Source organism: Novosphingobium album (ex Hu et al. 2023) (assembly GCF_022832385.1).
Classification (GTDB): Bacteria; Pseudomonadota; Alphaproteobacteria; order Sphingomonadales; family Sphingomonadaceae; genus Novosphingobium; species Novosphingobium album.
This window is the reverse complement of sequence record NZ_JALHLE010000009.1, coordinates 142,284-158,648: the sequence shown is the minus strand read 5'-3', so window position 1 is coordinate 158,648 and position 16,365 is coordinate 142,284. Positions and strand designations below refer to the sequence as shown.

The window sequence follows — 16,365 nt, the reverse complement described above, 5'->3', positions numbered from 1 at the left end:
TATTTCGTTAAATTTCTCGCTCTGCCCTTTCCCGCGACGAGCGCTCGATCATTCCGAATGTCGTCATGCCGTCCCACGTGTAGCGGGCGCCGCTCTGCGAAAGACGCAGTCCATGCAGGTGGCCCTTGCTCAGCTGGAAAGTCGACAGCGCCGTAGCGCCTTCGATCCGCGTTACGCCCAGTTCCGATTCCAGTTCGAACGATACGTCCTGCCCCTGCGCGGCGATCGTCTCCAGCCAGGGGATTTTCGTTGCCCTGGCCGGGTACATCCTGCCGTCCTGATAGACGAAGCCTTCGTTCCACGGCTCAAGGCCATCGTCGTGCACGGGCCTTGCCTCGTATCCGGCAGCACGGCCATCCGGGAAAACGACGGCTTGCCAGCAATGACCGCGCAGCATCAGCCCGTCCGTGCGAACGCTTCGGCGTTTGACCTTGCTGCCGTTCACCTTTCCTGCGAGGCACTGGCCATCCGCTACGACCTCTCCTTCACCGCGCAGCATCTGTTCGAACCGTGAGCCCAGTCCGATGGAAACCGCGTCCCGCTGGCGGCCCTTGCCCCACGTGGCGAAGCGGCTGGGGGAAATGTCCTGAATGTTGGGCGGCACGACCATTTCCAGCTCGAACTCATACCGTAGCGGCACCTGCCTGCTGTGATCGACATTGACGGCGATCTGGTCATCGGCGTGGGTATCCACGGCCATTCCGTCGAACGTGACCAGCCAGCGCCGGAAAGGCTCGATACAGCGGTAGGTCAGCGGACCGCCGCCCAGCACGGCAGGCCGTCCCTTGTCGTCGAGGACGGAAGGCATGGCACCCATGCCAGCGCTCTGGAGGATGCGTCCGTCAGGAAAGGCGAAATTGGCCTGGTAGCGGCGGTTGTTCCAGCTCGACGGTTCGGCCTCCACACCGTTGCGCGGGATGCCGAAAGCACCGTTTTCCTCGAACAGCCAGTACGACGTGCCCTCTCTTACCCAGTCGAACGGCGGTGGCGGCGGGGTCTCCAGCATGAAGTCCGCTTCAGGGGGGAGCCCGCCGCTCAGGTCGATGTCTGCCATGTGCCTCTCCTTGGCCATGCCCGGCAGTTGTCCGGCTGTTGCATCCTGTATTCGCATATGAGATCAATAATTCACTATTTAGGCAATAGCAGATTGGGAGAGGCCATGGGCAAAGCCTTGGACGCCGGCACGGCGATAGCGCGTGCCGTGGAGCAGGCAGGGTGTTCCGACTTCGGCGCGGACGGCTGGCAGGACGGGCTTGAGCGGTCGCTCGCCGCCTTTGCAGCCATGCCGCTGACGGAGCAGGCCCGGAAAGCGATCGAGAACAAGATCGTCAGCGACCTGTGTATGCGCCTCCACATCGAGCAGTGGTACGGCCTGAATCCGCAATCGGCCGGGGCCGGAATGGAAGGCCCCGTTTTCGTCGTCGGCCTGCCGCGGACAGGCACAACGGCGACCGTGGCAATGCTGGCGCTGGATCCGGCTTTCCGGTTTCTGCGCCCCTGGGAGGGGGCAGCGCCTTTCCCGCCGCCGGTCGCAGGAGAGGAGGAGCGCGACCCGCGCCTCATCGCCGCGCGCGAAGCGGCCCGTGCTTACGACAAGCCGCACGTGCATCTCTACGATCCCGATGGTCCGGAGGAGGATCTCGCCTTTCTCGCCGGGCTGGACATGCATGCTTATCATGGCGCCTATCCGATGCCGGATGACTACGTGGCCTGGTGGATGGCGGAGGATTTCGCCAGCACATATGCCTTTCACGCCCGCGTTCTCAAGATGTTGCAGTCGCGCCGGCCGCCTAATCGGTGGCTGCTGAAATCACCACCGCAACTGTTCAAGCTGGATGCCATTGTCCGACAGTACCCGAACGCCAGGTTCATCATGACGCATCGCGATCCGTGTAAGGTGATCCCTTCAGTCGCCAGCCTGCACTTCATGCTGCATTCCGAACGGTGCCTGCCCGGCTCGCTCGACAAGGCGGCTTCGGGCCGCAAGCTGCTGTCGTTCTGGCAGGAAGGGATGCGGCGCGGGCTGGCGGCGCGCCGCGAGATCGGCGAGGACCGCTTCATCGACGTCTGGAACGAGGATGTGGCGCGACGGCCAATGGAGACGTTTGAGCGCATCTACGCTCATCTCGGCATGGATCTGACGGCTGAAATGCGCGACCGGTTGGCGGCATATAATGCCCGCAATGCCCCCGGCGCCTTCGGGCAGCATCGCTATACGCTCGAGGAATACGGGTTGTCGGAATGCGCCGTGCGCGATGCCTTCGCGGATTACCTTGAGCGGTTCGCCATGGCCTGAGCCGCGCCTACTTCGCCTCGGCAATCAGTTTCAGCGCCTCCGGCGAGGACCAGTCGTTGCCGCCCGTGTAGCGCCACACTTCCTTGCCTTTGCTGTCGAACAGCACGGTCACCGGCAGGTTGCCGCCATACTGGAAGCCAAGGTCGCCCTTTTCGTCGATCCACGGCTCCACCTGGTCGAGCTTGCGGCGGCGCAGGATCTCGACGACCTTGTCGTCCTGCCCCATGTCCTGCGAGATGGGCAGGACGCGTACGCCGAGTTCGTCCTCGCGGCCGATCAGGGCGTCGAGCGTAGGCATTTCGGCGATGCACGGGGCGCACCATGTGGCCCAGAGATTGATCAGCAGAGGCTTGCCCTTGAGCGAGCTGAGGTCAAGGCTTTCGCCGGTCGGGTCGGCGAGCGTGATGTCGGGGATCGGCTCGCCCTTGTGCGAACGGTCGAGCTTGTCGACCGCAAGTTCGTTGCTCTCGGGAGCGGCCTGTGAAGCCTGCGGTTGCGTGTCTCCGCCGGTTTGCTTATCGCAGCCGCCGGCCAGCAGGGTCACGGCCCCGGCAAGCGAACACAGGACAAGCGACTTGAGCGATTTGGAAGACAGCAAGGCGGGAGGCTCCAACCAGATGTGGGGCGGACGGTTCGCGGAAGGACCGTCGGCGATCATGCGCGAGATAAACGCCTCGATTCCCTTCGACAAGGCGCTGTGGCGGCAGGACATCGCGGCCAGCAAGGCGCACGTCGCGATGCTGGGCGCCTGCGGGATCGTTTCGGATGCCGATGCGGTGACGATCCGCGACGGACTCGATGCGGTCACGGCCGAGTACGAGGCGAACGGCGTGCCCGAGGACTGGGACCTCGAAGACATCCACATGACCACCGAGTCCCGCCTTGCCGAACTGATCGGCCCGGCGGCCGGGCGCCTGCACACCGCGCGCTCGCGTAACGATCAGGTGGCGACCGATTTTCGCCTCTGGGTGCGCGATGCCATGGATCAGGCCGATGCCGGACTGCTCGCGCTGCAGATCGCGCTGGTGACTCGTGCGGACGAGCATGCCGACAGCATCATGCCCGGCTTCACCCACCTGCAGACGGCACAGCCGGTGACGCTTGGCCACCACCTGATGGCCTATTACGAGATGATCGCACGGGACCGTTCCCGCTTCGCCGACGCGCGGAAGCGCATGAACAGGTCGCCGCTGGGCTCGGCGGCGCTGGCGGGCACGGGCTTCCCGATCGACCGCGAGATGACCGCGCAGGCTTTGGGCTTCGACGGACCGACTGCCAACAGCCTCGATTCGGTGTCTGACCGCGATTTCGCGCTCGACTACCTGATGGCCGCCTCGCAGTGCTCGCTACACCTTTCGCGCCTCGCCGAGGAGTTCATCATCTGGGCCAGCCAGCCTTTCGGCTTTGTGACGCTGCCCGATGCGCTTTCCACCGGCAGCTCGATCATGCCGCAGAAGAAGAACCCCGATGCCGCCGAGCTGGTGCGCGGCCATTCCGGGCGTATCTCGGGCTGCCTGATGAGCCTGATGATGACGATGAAGGGCCTGCCGCTCGCCTATTCGAAGGACATGCAGGACGACAAGCCGCCGGTGTTCGAGGCTGCCGGACTGCTGGCGCTGTCGATCGCGGCGATGACGGGCATGGTCGCGGACACGAAGTTCCGCACCGACCGCATGCGCGGCGCCGCCGAACTGGGCTTTGCCACGGCTACCGATCTGGCCGACTGGCTGGTGCGGGAGGGAGACATTCCGTTCCGCGAGGCGCACCACATTACCGGCGCGGCCGTTAAGCTGGCCGAGGGCCGGAGCGTGGCGCTCGATCAGTTGCCGCTCGAGGATCTCAAGGCCATCGACAGCCGCATCGACGAGCGCGTATTCAAGGCGCTCTCGGTCGAGGCGTCGGTCGCCGCCCGCAAGAGCCACGGCGGCACCGCGCCTGATCAGGTGCGCCTGCGCGTGGCCGAAGCGCGCGTGGCGCTCGGTCTGGAGTGATAGACATGCGCAAGGTTTCCGCCCTGATCCTGATCGCCTTGCTGGCAGCGTGCGGGCAGCGGTCCGGGCTGGGGCTGAAACCGGGCCAGCAGCTGCCGCCCGCGCCTTATGGCCGAGAGCAGAAGCCCGATGCGGCTGAACTGCTCGAGCCGCCCACGATTGCCATCCCGGAGCGCAGCGTCGAGCTGCGCACCCGCTCGGAAGAGCGTGACGATGACCCCTTCGACCTGCCGCCGCCCGAAGCGCCGCAGCCCGAAGAAACGGCCAAGCCCTGACAGGACCCCCATGGACCATTTCGAACTGAAGAACGGCGAACTTCACGCCGAGGATGTGCCGCTGGCCGCGATCTCCCGCGAAACCGGCACGCCCGTCTATGTCTATTCGCGCGCCACGCTTACCCGGCACGCCCGTGTGTTCCGGGAGGCGCTGTCGGCGCTGCCCAGCGTTCATATTGCTTTCGCCGTGAAGTCGAATCCGAACCTTGCCGTGCTGCGGTTGCTCGCCAGGGAAGGCTATGGCGCCGACGTCGTCTCCGAAGGCGAGATGAACCGCGCGCTGGCCGCCGGGATGAAGGCAGAGGACGTCGTGTTCTCGGGCGTGGGCAAGACCCATGCGGAACTGACGGCAGCGGTGAAGGCGGGGATCGGCCAGTTCAACCTCGAAAGCGAGGAAGAGGGCATCGAACTTGCGGAGATCGCGGCGAGCCTCGGCAAGACCGCTTCCTGCGCGCTGCGCGTCAATCCCGATGTCGATGCCAAGACCCATGCCAAGATCTCGACCGGAAAGTCCGAGAACAAGTTCGGCGTGCCCTATGACCTTGCTGCTGAAATCTATGCGCGGCTTTCCGCGCTGCCGGGCCTCGAGATGCGGGGCCTGGCCGTCCACATCGGCAGCCAGATCAGCGATCTGGAGCCTTCGCGGCAGGCCTTCCTGAAGATGGGCGAACTGATGAAGGCGCTGCGCGGGCAGGGCCTCTCCGTTACCCACATGGATCTCGGCGGCGGTCTCGGCGTGCCGTACAAGGCTGGCGATCAGCTTCCCACGCCGGCTGACTATGGCGCGATGGTCGCGGAAGTGGCCGGAGGCTGGGGCGCGACGCTCATGTTCGAGCCGGGCCGCGTGATCACCGGCAACTCGGGCGTCCTCGTGACCGAAGTGGTGCGCGTGAAGCAGGGAGCGAACCATCCCTGGGTGGTGGTCGATGCGGCGATGAACGATCTTGCGCGTCCCGCAATGTACGATGCCTGGCACGACTTCATGGCGGTGAAGCCCAGTGGCGAGACGATGACCGCCAACATTGTCGGCCCGATCTGCGAAAGCTCGGACACTTTCGCCATGGCGCGCGAAATTGACGTGGTGAAGAAGGGCGACCTCGGTGTGTTCCGCACCGCGGGGGCTTACGGTGCTACGATGGCCAACACCTACAATTCACGCGCGCTGGTGCCTGAGGTCATGGTCGATGGCGACAAGTGGTCGCTGGTCGCCAACCGCATCGATCCCGCCACGATTCTCGCTGCCGAGCAAGTGCCGGAGTGGCTGGATTGAAGCAGGGGTGCTAGCCTGAAGCCATGATCGAGACGCTTCCCCTGTTCCACCGCATCGACGGACAGCCGGTGGTAGTGCTGGGCATGGGTGAGGCGGCCGAAGCCAAGCGGAGGCTGGTCGAGCGCGCGGGCGGTCTGGTCATCGACGATTTGCAGGAAGGCATCGACAAGGGCGCGCGACTGGCCTTCATCGCCTATGAGGATGACACCGCCGCAGAAGCCGATGCGATCCGGGCGCGGTGTGCCGGGCTGCTCGTCAATGCCACCGACCGGCCGGCACTGTGTGATTTCACCGTGCCATCCATTCTCGACCGGTCGCCGGTTCTTGTTGCCATTGGCACGGGTGGCGCCTCGGCGGGCCTGGCCAAGCAGGTGCGGCTGCGACTGGAGCAGATCCTGCCGCAATCGCTGGGAGCGCTGGCCTCGGCGCTGGGCAAGGCGCGGGGAGCCCTGAGGGCGCGCTTCCCCGATGCAGGAGACCGTCGGCGGGCGCTGGATGCGGCTCTGGGCGAAGGTGGTGCGCTTGATGTGCTGTCTGATGTCAGCGCCGGGCGTGTCGAGGTCTGGCTCTCTGCGGCGCCGCTGGAACAGGGCGGCACAGTGGAAATTGCCTTGCGCAGCGATGATCCCGAAGACCTGACGCTGAAGGAGGCGCGGTTGCTCGGTTCTGCGGATGTCATTGCTTTCGAGCGCGGCGTTTCTTCGCGTATTCTCGATCGCGCCCGGGCCGATGCGCAGCGCGCGGTTCTTGGCAAGAATGACGGCGTCTCGTTCGCAAGTGGGCTGACAGTTATAGTTCGTGCGCCTTCAGCGGCCCGTTGACAGCTTGACCCTTTATTAAGTTGTTACAATAAATTAATTAATTTTCGGCGATGGAATCCGGCATATTTACTTTCATGTGAAGTCCATTCTGGATTTCGGGGGTGGAAATGAACATGGCCGAATTGGAGCAGGCCGGGCTGCGCAGGATTGAGCCGGAGGCGTTGCCTGACCTCAATGTTCTTACAGGCGTTTTCGGATGCCGGGCCGACGGGCCGCGTTTCGATGCGGAAGACGACAATCACGCCGTACTGATGCCGTGCCTGTTTCCATTCGCTTTGCTCGATTGACGATGCGCTGATGCCTTTGCGGAATATGCTGGCGAGGTGCCGGCAGGATGCTTCGGAGTGGGAACACGGGCAGGCAGAGCTTGCGCGGCGACTGGCCGGGTGGCGGGCCAGCCCCGCGGTTGCCCCGGTCCTGTCGGCCATGAACCGTTTCGGGGGCGGGGATACACTGGAAACGTGCGGGCCGCTGGCGGAGTTGTTCTCGGGTGAAAGCGGGGTTGCGATGGACTTCGTCCGCAGCTTTGCCGCCGCGGGGCTGGCCGGGCTGCGTGATCATCCGCTGGGACAGCTCCCGCTGCTCCACGGTACTCGCACGGCGGCTCCGGCGCTGGTGCTGGCCAGTGCGGGGCGGGCCAGCCTTGCTCTTGCCGCATATGATGGCAGCGTTCTCGATACATTGCCTCCGCCCAAAACGGCAAAATTCGTGCCGCGCGAGACCTGGGTTCACGTTCTCGAAGGCTCCGGCATCGCCGATCTGGTGCTGCTGCGTGACGAGGAAACGCAAGAGGGGCGTCGTGTCCTGCATTCGGGTTCGATCGATCTGCAGCCGGGTACGGTGACCTACCGGTATGGGCGGCGTCAGGCGCTGCAGGTGCGGTCTGCCAGGGGCAGTCTGGTGCTGTTGCGGCTCCAGCGGCGCTTTCCCGATCGTGAGCCGGTGCGGGAATACAGCCTGCCGGACGGTGCGCTGGTCCATCAGACCGCGGCGCGTGCGGAAGACACCATGCTGGAGCTGGCCGTGAGCCTGCTCGGGCGGATGGGCCGGCGGGACGCGGTTACTCCGCTAGTTCGGCTGGCATCGGGCGTGACCGATCCCGACGCGGGGCAGAGCCTGCGCTGGCAGGCACTGCGCGAAGCCCTTGCCATGGACCCCGCAGCGGGGCTCGACCTCCTGGCCATGCTGGCGACCAGTCCCGGCGACGCCCTGGCCCGCCCTGCAGCGGCGCTGCGAGCGTCACTGCTCGAGGCCCGGCCAGAGCTGGGGAGGAGCGGCTAGTGGCAACGACAATCGAGGTTCGCGATCCAACGCCGGCTTCTCTGGACGAATGCATCGCCGAACTGAACGCATGGGGCTTCGATCCGGCCGAGGACACCAGTCTCTCGCACGCGGCGAACTGGCTCAAGCGGCTGGGAAACAATCCGGATTTTCTGGGCGACGCATTGATCGCGATGCTTACCCGGTCGGGGCCTGCCCGAGCTGACATGCCGCTGCCGCAGGGTTCCGGCACCAACCGTGTGCTGTTGGCGCGGCCACAGCGGGGCAATTTCATTCTTGCTGCGGATCTCTGGCCGTCGTCAGCGGACCATGTGCTGCGCGCGAGCGCGCCGGCGGCATTGGGCTATGGCATCGTTCACAATCACAATGTGGACTTTCTTACGCTCGGCTATTTCGGCCCCGGCTATGAGGTGGACGACTATACCTGCGATCCGGACACGCTGTCGGGATGGAAAGGCGAGCGTGTTCTGCTTCGCCCCTGCCACCGCTACCGGCTGGAGCCGGGGCGGATGGTCCATTACCGCCGTATACGGGATGTGCGGTCGCTGCAGCCGCCCGCGTCGCTTTCGGTATCATTGACCCTGTCGCATGTGCACGGCGCGCAAAGCTGGGACAGCCACTGCATCTTCGAGCCGGTCAAAGGAAGCAAGGCTGGCTTTTGCGTGACAAAAGTCCTTGGTCATGGCCCGAGCGAGACATTCCTGCGTCTGGCGGTAGCGCTGGGCGGAGATGAGGCTGCCGATCTGGCCTATCGTTTCGGCAGGGAGCACCCCAGCGATCGCATGCGCCTGACCGCGTGGCGTGCGCTGGCTGGAGCAGCGCCGGATGATCACGCGCGCGATACGGTCTGGCGCGAGGCCGAAATGTCGGGGAGCCTGGCCGTCGCCGAAGTGGCGAAGCGCCAGCGGGCCTAGTTCCTGACCCTAGAACATGCCTCCTGCCAGCGCATCGATGGCACCCTGCAGGATGACTGCGGCGGCAGCCGAATCGATGCGTGTAGCACGCTTGGCGCGGCTCATGTCCTGCTCGATCAAACCGCGCTCGGCGCCACTGGTGGACCAGCGCTCGTCCCACAGCAGGATCGGCAGGCCCAGCACCGCTAGGTTGCGGGCGTAGGCGCGGCTCGATTGCGAGCGGGGGCCTTCCGATCCGTCCATGTTGAGCGGCAGGCCGATGACCACGCCCTTGATCGAACGCTCGCGAATCAGCGCTTCGAGCAAGGCCTTGTCGGCACCGAACTTGCCGCGTTTCAGCGTCTTGCCGGGTGAAGCGAAGCGCCAGCCGGCGTCGCAGAAGGCGGTGCCGATGGTCTGGGTGCCGAGATCGAGCCCCAGCAGCGCCCCGGCCTCGGGCAGGGCATCGCGGAATTCGAGTGCGCCGGTGGTAATCACGGGGCTCATCAGTTTTGCACCTTGTGCTTCTCCGCCCATGCCGCGCTGCGCCGGGCAAAGTCCGAGCGGAAATTCGACCAGAACAGCGGGATGTCAAAGACGTGGTAGTTGTTGCCCGGCAGCACGAAAGCGTCGAGCGGCAGCCTGGGTGGCGGGCCGATGTGCAGGAAGTGATCCGGGCCACAAGCGGCGGGAACCGTCTGAGGCTTGAGTTCGCCGCTCGCTTTGGAAAAGTCCGGGACAAGCGTGCCGGTGTTCCGCGAGGCATCGGTGGCGCCGCCGGGCGTGCCGGTCAACGGATTGGTGCACAGGAACGCACTTTGCCCCACCGGCTGTCCGTCGAGGCCCTTGCGGCGGCCATAGGCGGCCATCATCATCGCGGTGTCGGCGGGGTCAGCCACGCTGAGCCAGCTGAGCACGCAGCCCGAATCAGCGGCCTGTTCGCAGGCGGGCAGGCCCATCTTCGGCAGGTCATGGCCGAGCGAGACGGGCCATCCGACCGCATAGGCGGCGATCACGCGCCCTGCGAGCGGGGTCCCCGCGATCCGGTCACGCAAGAGGCGGCGCAGCAGGAAGGCGCCCTGGCTGTGTCCGGCCAGCACGATCGGGCGGTCTTCGGGCACTTGCGCGATGAAAGCATCGAAGGCGGACAGGATGTCGCGGTAAGCCAGGTCAAGCGCGGCGTTGGCTTCGGGCTTGTCCGTGAGGAAGGCGCCGATTGCGGCCTGACGGTAGCGCGGGGCAAACACGGCTTCCGCCGCGTTGAACGGACTCGCCATCGTCTGGACGAACAGCTTCGCGTATTGGCGCGAGGTCTTGTCGTTCAGATCCGCGTTCCAGTCACCCTTCTCGATGTAGCTGGTGGGGTGGATGAAGAAGACATAGGGGCGAGCAGGATTGGCCGCGCGCTGCGCGCCCGCCGGGAGCCATTCGGCGGGATCGGCACCCTTCGCCATCCCGGGCCGTGCTATCCACATGCCCGCGTCTTGATATGCATTGTCCGCGAGCGCTGGCCTGTCGTGGAACGGACCGTCCGGCACGAAGGCCATCGCGGTCAGGTCTTCGGCATAGAATGTCAAGATCAGCCTGATCAGGATGTAGAGCACAACGCAGACGGCGATGACGTAGAGGAACTTGCGGGCCATGGCCGCTGCGTCTCGCGCGGCCCGGCGCCGGGGTCAAGCGCAAGAGCAATGCTGGCCCGGCAGAAAACAGGACCCGCTCACCCTGAGCCTGTCGAAGGGGTGCACTCCCAGCGCTGCGCAAGGTCCTTCGACAAACTCTGGACGAGCGGCGCGTTGCGAATGATCTCAATTCTTCGCCGCGTAGGCCGGATCGATCTGCGGACGCAGGCTCCTGAAGGCGCGCCCTTCACGCATGGCGCTCCACCACGTCAGCGGGTTCCAGCTCTGGGTACCGTCGAGCGAAAAGGTGATGAACTCGGCCCGTCCGCCGATGTTCGACAGAGGCACCGGGCCGCCGAGACCACCGCCGGGATTGCCCATGAAGTCGGTATCGAACGGCGCGCGGCTGTCAGCCGAGCGGTCGCGGTCGTCGCCCATCAGGAACACGTGGCCTTCGGGCACGGTGATCTCGGCATAATTGTCTAGGCTCTGGTTCATGTAGTCGATGACATCGTAGGTCGCGCCGTTGGGCAGCGTTTCGCGATAGGTCGGCAGTTCGTAGACTTCGTGCCCGTTGGGCAGACGGGTGCGGTATTGCTCGAACCCGTCATAGCAATGGCCCGGCGCCTGTCCGTCGCACTGGAGCGAATCGTCGGCCGAAATCTGGGTGGCAGGCTCGACTTCGCGCTTGATGAACTTGCCGTTGAGCCGGATGCGGCCATCGACGACGGCGATGCGATCTCCCGGCAGAGCGACCACGCGCTTGATCAGGTCTTCCTTGCGATTGCCGGGCACGACGATGACGATGTCGCCATATTGCGGTGTGCTGCCGAGGATGCGCCAGGTGTCGCGCGGGAGCAGGTGAAAGCTCAGCGATGACCAGTTCCAGCCATAGGGATACTTGGATACCACCAGCCGATCACCCACCAGCAGGTTCGGCATCATCGAGATCGAGGGGATGTAGAACGGCTTGGCGAGGAACGAATGGAACGCCAGCACGCCGAGCAGCATCAGCGTGAGGCCGCGCACTTCGTGCCACCAGTTGATCTTTTCAGCCTTTCCCTTCGTCTCGGGAGCGGACGGGGGGGCGGTATCGGTCATGACGGGGGGCAATTCTGGTCCTGTTCGGCGGGAAGGGGGCGGGCTTCGATGACGACGAAGGCCTGCGCCCATGGATGGTCGTCTGTGAGCGTAAGGTGAACCACCACTTCATGACCGGGCGGTGTCAGCGAATCGAGGCGCATGCGCGCACCGCCGGTCAGAGCAAGCGTGGGCGCGCCCGACTTGGCATTCACCACACCGATGTCCTTCATGAACACCCCGGCCTTGAAGCCGGTGCCCACAGCCTTGGAAAAGGCTTCCTTGGCGGCGAAGCGCTTGGCCAGCGTTCCGGCCTTCGTGAACGGGCGGCGGTTGGCTTTCGCCTGTTCGATCTCGGTGAAGACGCGCGTCTCAAAGCGCTCCCCGAAGCGGTCGAGCGAGTTCTGGATGCGCTCGATGTTGCAGAGGTCCGAGCCCATGCCGATAATCATGACATCCCCTCCTTGTGGCGGAGGATATTCACCGCACTTCGTCCATCAGCGCGCGCATCTTCTTCACGCTGGCTTCCAGCCCGCAGAAGATGGCCTCGCCGATCAGGTAGTGGCCGATGTTGAGTTCGGCGAGCTGGGGAATCGCGGCGATCGGTTGCACGTTCTCATACGTGAGGCCGTGCCCGGCATGCGGCTCGATGCCGTTCTTGGCGGCAAGGGCTGCCATGTCGGTGATTCGCTTGAGTTCCACCGCCACCTGTTCGCCGGAGGCATGGGCATATTCGCCGGTGTGCAGCTCGACCACTGGTGCACCCAGCTTCATCGCTGCCTCGATCTGGCGCGCTTCGGGCGCGATGAACAGGCTCACGCGGATGCCCGCGTCGGTCAGGCGGCCGACGATGGGCGCCAGCTGGTTGTGCAGACCGGCGGCGTCGAGCCCGCCTTCGGTCGTGCGTTCCTCGCGCTTTTCCGGGACGATGCAGGCTGCGTGCGGCTTGTGCCGCAGGGCGATGGCGAGCATTTCCTCGGTCGCGGCCATCTCGAAGTTGATGGGCAGGCCGGTCGCGTCGGCGACGCGCTGCAAGTCCGCGTCGACGATGTGGCGCCGGTCCTCGCGCAAGTGCAGGGTAATCCCGTCGCCGCCCGCCTGCGCCACGATTTCGGCCGCACGGGCCGGGTCCGGGTGGTCGCCGCCGCGCGCGTTGCGGATGGTGGCGACGTGGTCGATGTTTACGCCGAGGCGCAGGCGGGAGGGATTGAGCACGTTGGTCACGATGATCCTGTCGGTGGTCCTGTCAGTTCAGGGCTGGGCGCGGCTGCCCGGCTTGATGGCCTCGGTTCCGGCCAGTTCGGGCGGCAGCTCGTCCGGCGCGTAAGTGGGGAAATTGATCGCCACCAGCGGGAAATAAGGCACGCCGAGATCGACCGCGCCAGCCGAGCGGTCCACCAGCGATGCCGCGGCGACCACTTCGCCGCCAGCCGCCTCGATGGCCTTGATCGCCTCGCGCGAGGACTTGCCGGTGGTCACGACGTCCTCGACCATCAGCACCTTGTCGCCGGGCTCCAGCTCGAAACCGCGACGCAGTTCGAACGTGCCCTCGGGGCGTTCGACGAACATCGCGTCGACCTGCAGTGCACGGCCCATTTCCTGGCCGATGATCACGCCACCCATGGCGGGAGAGACGACTTTCTGGATCTGCTTGCGGATGTCGTGGGGCAGAGTCGCGGCCAGCGCCACGGCCAGTCGCGCGGCGCGGTCCGGATTCATCAGCACGCGCGCACATTGCAGGTAGTGCGCACTGTGCCTGCCCGATGAAAGCAGGAAGTGCCCCTCAAGCAAAGCCTTGCTGGCCCGGAACTCGGCGAGGACCTCTTGTTCGGTCATATGGACATATACCCCTGGTGCGATTTGCATTGATCGGGAGCACGTTTGTGCATCCCATGGTCAAAAATTCCCCTAGAGGCGCTTGAGACACGCGGCAAGCACGCGTATAGCCCCCGCCGAAGGGGGGCTGTCGCCTCCGCATTTGGGGTGCGCGTAACCGGGGGGCTACTCGCTTGCGCGTCGATAACGAGAACGGAAGCGTGACAACGATGACATCCGGCAAAAACGCCAGTGCCTTTGGCAAGTCCCTGAAGGCTCTTGGTCTTTCTCTCGCAAGTTTCCTTGCCGTTGCGGCCGCTCCGGCGCTGGCGCAGGACGCTCCCGCTGCAGGCAGCTATACGCCGATGAAGCCGACCGAAGGCGTGGGCATGCCCGTTCCCGAAGGTCTCGGCCTGCAGGATCAGTATTCGAAGATCGGCGAATACGGCGCGTGGATTCACAACGACGTGCTGCTGCCGATCATCACGATCATCACCCTGCTGGTGCTGATCCTGCTGATCGTCGTCATGGTGCGGTTCAACCGCCGCGCCAATCCGGTCGCTTCGAAGACCAGCCACAACACGCTGATCGAAGTGATCTGGACACTCGTTCCCGTGCTGATCCTGATCGGCATCGCGGTCCCCTCGATCGACCTGATCGCCAAGCAGTACAAGCCGGCTCCCAAGGGAGCGCTGACCATCAAGGTCACCGGCAACCAGTGGTTCTGGACGTACGGCTATCCCGACAACGGCGACTTCGAAGTCGTGTCGAACATGCTCAATGTTCCCGGCCAGCCCACCATCAACAACGGTGTGCGTGAAGTCGGCTCCGAGCCTTGGGACGGTCCGTCGCACCTCGAGGTGGACAACCGCATGGTCGTTCCCGCCGGTGAGCCGATTCGCCTGCAGATCACTGCGGCCGACGTCATCCACTCGTTCGCGGTGCCCTCGCTGTGGTTCAAGCTCGACGCTGTTCCGGGCCGCATCAACGAGAAGGTGTTGATGATCGAGAAGCCGGGCGTGTACTACGGCCAGTGCTCCGAACTGTGCGGTGCCAAGCACGGTTACATGCCGATCGCCGTTGAAGCGCTGCCGCGCGACAAGTACGACGCCTGGGTCCTGACGCATCCGGGCGCTGTCATCGATGGCCAGAAGCCCGCGGCCGCTGAAGCTGCCGCTCCTGCAGCAGACGCCTCCGAGGCGCCGGCTGCCGACGCAATCGCTGAAGCCGAATAAGCGCGAATAGAAGGACAGGGTCCCCGAACATGGCAACGACTGCTGAACACTTCCAGGCTCACGCGGAAGACCACCACCACGATCACAAGCCGGGCTTCTTTGCCCGCTGGTTCATGTCCACCAACCACAAGGACATCGGTACGATGTACCTGATCTTCGCGATCTTCGCGGGGATCATCGGTGGCGCCGTCTCGGGCGTCATGCGCCTCGAGCTGGCCGAACCGGGTATCCAGTACCTGCAGTACATCTCGCCGCTGGTGGGTGATGATCCGTCGAACTTCAACGCCACGCTGCACCTGTGGAACGTGCTGATCACCGCCCACGGCCTGATCATGGTGTTCTTCATGGTCATGCCGGCGATCATCGGCGGCTTCGGCAACTGGTTCGTTCCGATCATGATCGGCGCGCCGGACATGGCCTTCCCGCGCATGAACAACATTTCGTTCTGGCTGACCGTCGCCGGTTTCTGCTCGCTGATGGCCTCGGCCTTCGTGCCGGGCGGCACGGGCATGGGCGCCGGCACCGGCTGGACCGTCTATGCGCCGCTCTCGACCACCGGTTCGCCCGGTCCCGCGGTCGACTTCGGCATCTTCGCGCTGCACCTTTCGGGTGCGGGCTCGATCATGGGCGCGATCAACTTCATCACCACCATCTTCAACATGCGCGCGCCTGGCATGACCATGCACAAGATGCCGCTGTTCGTGTGGTCGGTGCTGGTCACTGCGTTCCTGCTGCTGCTGTCGCTGCCGGTCCTGGCCGCCGCGATCACCATGCTGCTGACCGACCGCAACTTCGGCACCACCTTCTTCGATCCTTCGGGCGGTGGTGATCCGGTCCTTTACCAGCACCTGTTCTGGTTCTTCGGCCACCCCGAAGTCTACATCATGATCCTGCCGGGCTTCGGCATCATCTCGCAGATCATCTCGACCTTCTCGAAGAAGCCGGTGTTCGGCTACCTCGGCATGGCCTACGCGATGGTCGCCATCGGCGTCGTCGGCTTCATCGTGTGGGCCCACCACATGTATGCGACCGGCCTGTCGGTGAACACCAAGATGTACTTCACCGCTGCGACCATGGTCATCGCGGTGCCGACCGGCATCAAGATCTTCTCGTGGATCGCGACGATGTGGGGCGGCTCGATGGAGTTCAAGTCGCCGATGGTATGGGCGATCGGCTTCATCTTCCTGTTCACCGTGGGCGGCGTCACCGGCGTCGTGCTGGCGAATGGCGGCGTCGATGACGTTCTGCATGACACCTACTACGTCGTGGCGCACTTCCACTACGTGCTGTCGCTGGGTGCGGTGACGGCGCTCTTCGCGGGATTCTACTACTGGTTCCCGAAGATGAGCGGCAAGATGCACTCGGAGTTCCTGGCGAACCTGCACTTCGCGGTGTTCTTCGTCGGCGTGAACATGATCTTCTTCCCTATGCACTTCCTCGGGCTGCAGGGCATGCCGCGCCGTTATCCGGACTATGCCGAGGCGTATCACTACTGGAACCAGTTCGCGACTCATGGCTATGAGATCATGGCTGTCTCGATCCTGATCTGGTTCGTGAACATCATCTACGCGTACACTGCCGGCAAGAAGGCGGAAGACAACTACTGGGGCGAAGGTGCGACCACGCTCGAGTGGACGCTGTCGAGCCCGCCGCCGTTCCACCAGTTCGAGACGCTCCCCGTGATCGAGGAAGCGGCTCACCACTGATCCGGCTGCGCTCGCGATGACGAGCCGTGCGAAGCAATCCGGAGCCTCCCTGAGAGCGGCTTCGGATTGCTTCTCCGCAT

The 16,365-nt window shown here is 64.6% G+C and carries 18 protein-coding genes; 10 read left to right on the top strand and 8 right to left on the bottom strand.

All coding sequences use genetic code 11. The features are described 5' to 3' along the window. Nucleotides 1-7 precede the first annotated feature (7 nt). The gene (locus MTR64_RS08350) at nt 8-1,054 is read right to left on the bottom strand and encodes a hypothetical protein (RefSeq protein WP_243992731.1); all 1,047 of its coding nucleotides are present in this window, start codon (nt 1,052-1,054) and stop codon (nt 8-10) included. Nucleotides 1,055-1,159: 105 nt separating this feature from the next. Between MTR64_RS08350 and MTR64_RS08345 the strand changes: the two genes are divergently transcribed. Next, a complete protein-coding gene (locus tag MTR64_RS08345) occupies nt 1,160-2,296 on the top strand; it encodes a sulfotransferase family protein (RefSeq protein WP_243992729.1) in 1,137 nt (378 codons plus the stop codon). A gap of 7 nt (nt 2,297-2,303) precedes the next feature. On the opposite strand, the gene MTR64_RS08340 is transcribed toward MTR64_RS08345, so the two are convergent. Continuing rightward, nucleotides 2,304-2,894 (bottom strand): TlpA family protein disulfide reductase, encoded by a 591-nt coding sequence (locus MTR64_RS08340; RefSeq protein WP_243992727.1) that lies wholly within the window; start codon nt 2,892-2,894, stop codon nt 2,304-2,306. 19 nt (nt 2,895-2,913) lie between these two features. On the opposite strand from MTR64_RS08340, the gene argH reads away from it, so the two are divergent. The 7 genes from argH to MTR64_RS08305 all read left to right on the top strand — a co-directional run bounded on the left by argH (nt 2,914) and on the right by MTR64_RS08305 (nt 8,848). Then, nucleotides 2,914-4,287 (top strand): argininosuccinate lyase, encoded by a 1,374-nt coding sequence (gene argH / locus MTR64_RS08335; protein ID WP_243992808.1) that lies wholly within the window; start codon nt 2,914-2,916, stop codon nt 4,285-4,287. A gap of 5 nt (nt 4,288-4,292) precedes the next feature. Then, the gene (locus MTR64_RS08330) at nt 4,293-4,562 is read left to right on the top strand and encodes a hypothetical protein (RefSeq protein WP_243992725.1); all 270 of its coding nucleotides are present in this window, start codon (nt 4,293-4,295) and stop codon (nt 4,560-4,562) included. 10 nt (nt 4,563-4,572) lie between these two features. Then, nucleotides 4,573-5,832: a diaminopimelate decarboxylase gene (lysA, locus tag MTR64_RS08325; protein ID WP_243992723.1), complete on the top strand. Its 1,260-nt coding sequence runs from the start codon at nt 4,573-4,575 to the stop codon at nt 5,830-5,832. A gap of 23 nt (nt 5,833-5,855) precedes the next feature. Then, nucleotides 5,856-6,653: a precorrin-2 dehydrogenase/sirohydrochlorin ferrochelatase family protein gene (locus tag MTR64_RS08320; RefSeq protein ID WP_243992721.1), complete on the top strand. Its 798-nt coding sequence runs from the start codon at nt 5,856-5,858 to the stop codon at nt 6,651-6,653. Nucleotides 6,654-6,766: 113 nt separating this feature from the next. Beyond that, nucleotides 6,767-6,940 (top strand): hypothetical protein, encoded by a 174-nt coding sequence (locus tag MTR64_RS08315; protein WP_243992718.1) that lies wholly within the window; start codon nt 6,767-6,769, stop codon nt 6,938-6,940. Between the two features lie 25 nt (nt 6,941-6,965). Then, nucleotides 6,966-7,934, top strand: coding sequence for a hypothetical protein (locus MTR64_RS08310; protein ID WP_243992717.1), 969 nt, complete (start codon nt 6,966-6,968; stop codon nt 7,932-7,934). Then, complete coding sequence (locus tag MTR64_RS08305) at nt 7,934-8,848, top strand: transposase (protein WP_243992715.1); 915 nt, start codon at nt 7,934-7,936, stop codon at nt 8,846-8,848. The genes MTR64_RS08310 and MTR64_RS08305 overlap by 1 nt, the downstream gene beginning before the upstream one ends. A gap of 9 nt (nt 8,849-8,857) precedes the next feature. Here the strand turns inward: MTR64_RS08305 and ruvX are convergent, their stop codons facing one another. The 6 genes from ruvX to pyrE form a co-directional block, all read right to left on the bottom strand. Further along, nucleotides 8,858-9,334 carry a Holliday junction resolvase RuvX gene (gene ruvX / locus MTR64_RS08300; RefSeq protein WP_243992713.1) on the bottom strand — a complete coding sequence of 159 codons (477 nt, stop codon included), beginning with the start codon at nt 9,332-9,334 and terminating at the stop codon, nt 8,858-8,860. Next, nucleotides 9,334-10,470: a DUF3089 domain-containing protein gene (locus MTR64_RS08295; protein WP_243992711.1), complete on the bottom strand. Its 1,137-nt coding sequence runs from the start codon at nt 10,468-10,470 to the stop codon at nt 9,334-9,336. Before MTR64_RS08295 ends, ruvX begins: the two co-directional genes overlap by 1 nt. A gap of 165 nt (nt 10,471-10,635) precedes the next feature. Further along, nucleotides 10,636-11,550: a signal peptidase I gene (gene lepB / locus MTR64_RS08290; RefSeq protein WP_243992709.1), complete on the bottom strand. Its 915-nt coding sequence runs from the start codon at nt 11,548-11,550 to the stop codon at nt 10,636-10,638. Beyond that, complete coding sequence (acpS, locus tag MTR64_RS08285) at nt 11,547-11,981, bottom strand: holo-ACP synthase (protein WP_243992707.1); 435 nt, start codon at nt 11,979-11,981, stop codon at nt 11,547-11,549. The genes lepB and acpS overlap by 4 nt, the downstream gene beginning before the upstream one ends. A gap of 28 nt (nt 11,982-12,009) precedes the next feature. Beyond that, nucleotides 12,010-12,753: a pyridoxine 5'-phosphate synthase gene (locus tag MTR64_RS08280; RefSeq protein WP_243992705.1), complete on the bottom strand. Its 744-nt coding sequence runs from the start codon at nt 12,751-12,753 to the stop codon at nt 12,010-12,012. 27 nt (nt 12,754-12,780) lie between these two features. Beyond that, nucleotides 12,781-13,365 carry an orotate phosphoribosyltransferase gene (gene pyrE / locus MTR64_RS08275; RefSeq protein ID WP_243992703.1) on the bottom strand — a complete coding sequence of 195 codons (585 nt, stop codon included), beginning with the start codon at nt 13,363-13,365 and terminating at the stop codon, nt 12,781-12,783. Nucleotides 13,366-13,574: 209 nt separating this feature from the next. Between pyrE and coxB the strand changes: the two genes are divergently transcribed. After that, the gene (gene coxB, locus MTR64_RS08270) at nt 13,575-14,579 is read left to right on the top strand and encodes a cytochrome c oxidase subunit II (protein WP_243992701.1); all 1,005 of its coding nucleotides are present in this window, start codon (nt 13,575-13,577) and stop codon (nt 14,577-14,579) included. 29 nt (nt 14,580-14,608) lie between these two features. After that, complete coding sequence (gene ctaD, locus MTR64_RS08265) at nt 14,609-16,285, top strand: cytochrome c oxidase subunit I (RefSeq protein ID WP_243992699.1); 1,677 nt, start codon at nt 14,609-14,611, stop codon at nt 16,283-16,285. Nucleotides 16,286-16,365: the final 80 nt, after the last annotated feature.

Excerpts from the sequence above, each read along its gene's own strand:
- acpS (WP_243992707.1), bottom strand. The coding sequence starts at position 11,981 with ATGATTATCGGCATGGGCTCGGACCTCTGCAACATCGAGCGCATCCAG.
- ctaD (WP_243992699.1), top strand. The coding sequence starts at position 14,609 with ATGGCAACGACTGCTGAACACTTCCAGGCTCACGCGGAAGACCACCAC.
- pyrE (WP_243992703.1), bottom strand. The coding sequence starts at position 13,365 with ATGACCGAACAAGAGGTCCTCGCCGAGTTCCGGGCCAGCAAGGCTTTG.
- MTR64_RS08320 (WP_243992721.1), top strand. The coding sequence starts at position 5,856 with ATGATCGAGACGCTTCCCCTGTTCCACCGCATCGACGGACAGCCGGTG.
- MTR64_RS08310 (WP_243992717.1), top strand. The coding sequence starts at position 6,966 with ATGCTGGCGAGGTGCCGGCAGGATGCTTCGGAGTGGGAACACGGGCAG.
- lysA (WP_243992723.1), top strand. The coding sequence starts at position 4,573 with ATGGACCATTTCGAACTGAAGAACGGCGAACTTCACGCCGAGGATGTG.
- lepB (WP_243992709.1), bottom strand. The coding sequence starts at position 11,550 with ATGACCGATACCGCCCCCCCGTCCGCTCCCGAGACGAAGGGAAAGGCT.
- argH (WP_243992808.1), top strand. The coding sequence starts at position 2,914 with ATGTGGGGCGGACGGTTCGCGGAAGGACCGTCGGCGATCATGCGCGAG.
- coxB (WP_243992701.1), top strand. The coding sequence starts at position 13,575 with ATGACATCCGGCAAAAACGCCAGTGCCTTTGGCAAGTCCCTGAAGGCT.
- MTR64_RS08350 (WP_243992731.1), bottom strand. The coding sequence starts at position 1,054 with ATGGCAGACATCGACCTGAGCGGCGGGCTCCCCCCTGAAGCGGACTTC.
- MTR64_RS08315 (WP_243992718.1), top strand. The coding sequence starts at position 6,767 with ATGGCCGAATTGGAGCAGGCCGGGCTGCGCAGGATTGAGCCGGAGGCG.
- ruvX (WP_243992713.1), bottom strand. The coding sequence starts at position 9,334 with ATGAGCCCCGTGATTACCACCGGCGCACTCGAATTCCGCGATGCCCTG.
- MTR64_RS08330 (WP_243992725.1), top strand. The coding sequence starts at position 4,293 with ATGCGCAAGGTTTCCGCCCTGATCCTGATCGCCTTGCTGGCAGCGTGC.
- MTR64_RS08295 (WP_243992711.1), bottom strand. The coding sequence starts at position 10,470 with ATGGCCCGCAAGTTCCTCTACGTCATCGCCGTCTGCGTTGTGCTCTAC.
- MTR64_RS08345 (WP_243992729.1), top strand. The coding sequence starts at position 1,160 with ATGGGCAAAGCCTTGGACGCCGGCACGGCGATAGCGCGTGCCGTGGAG.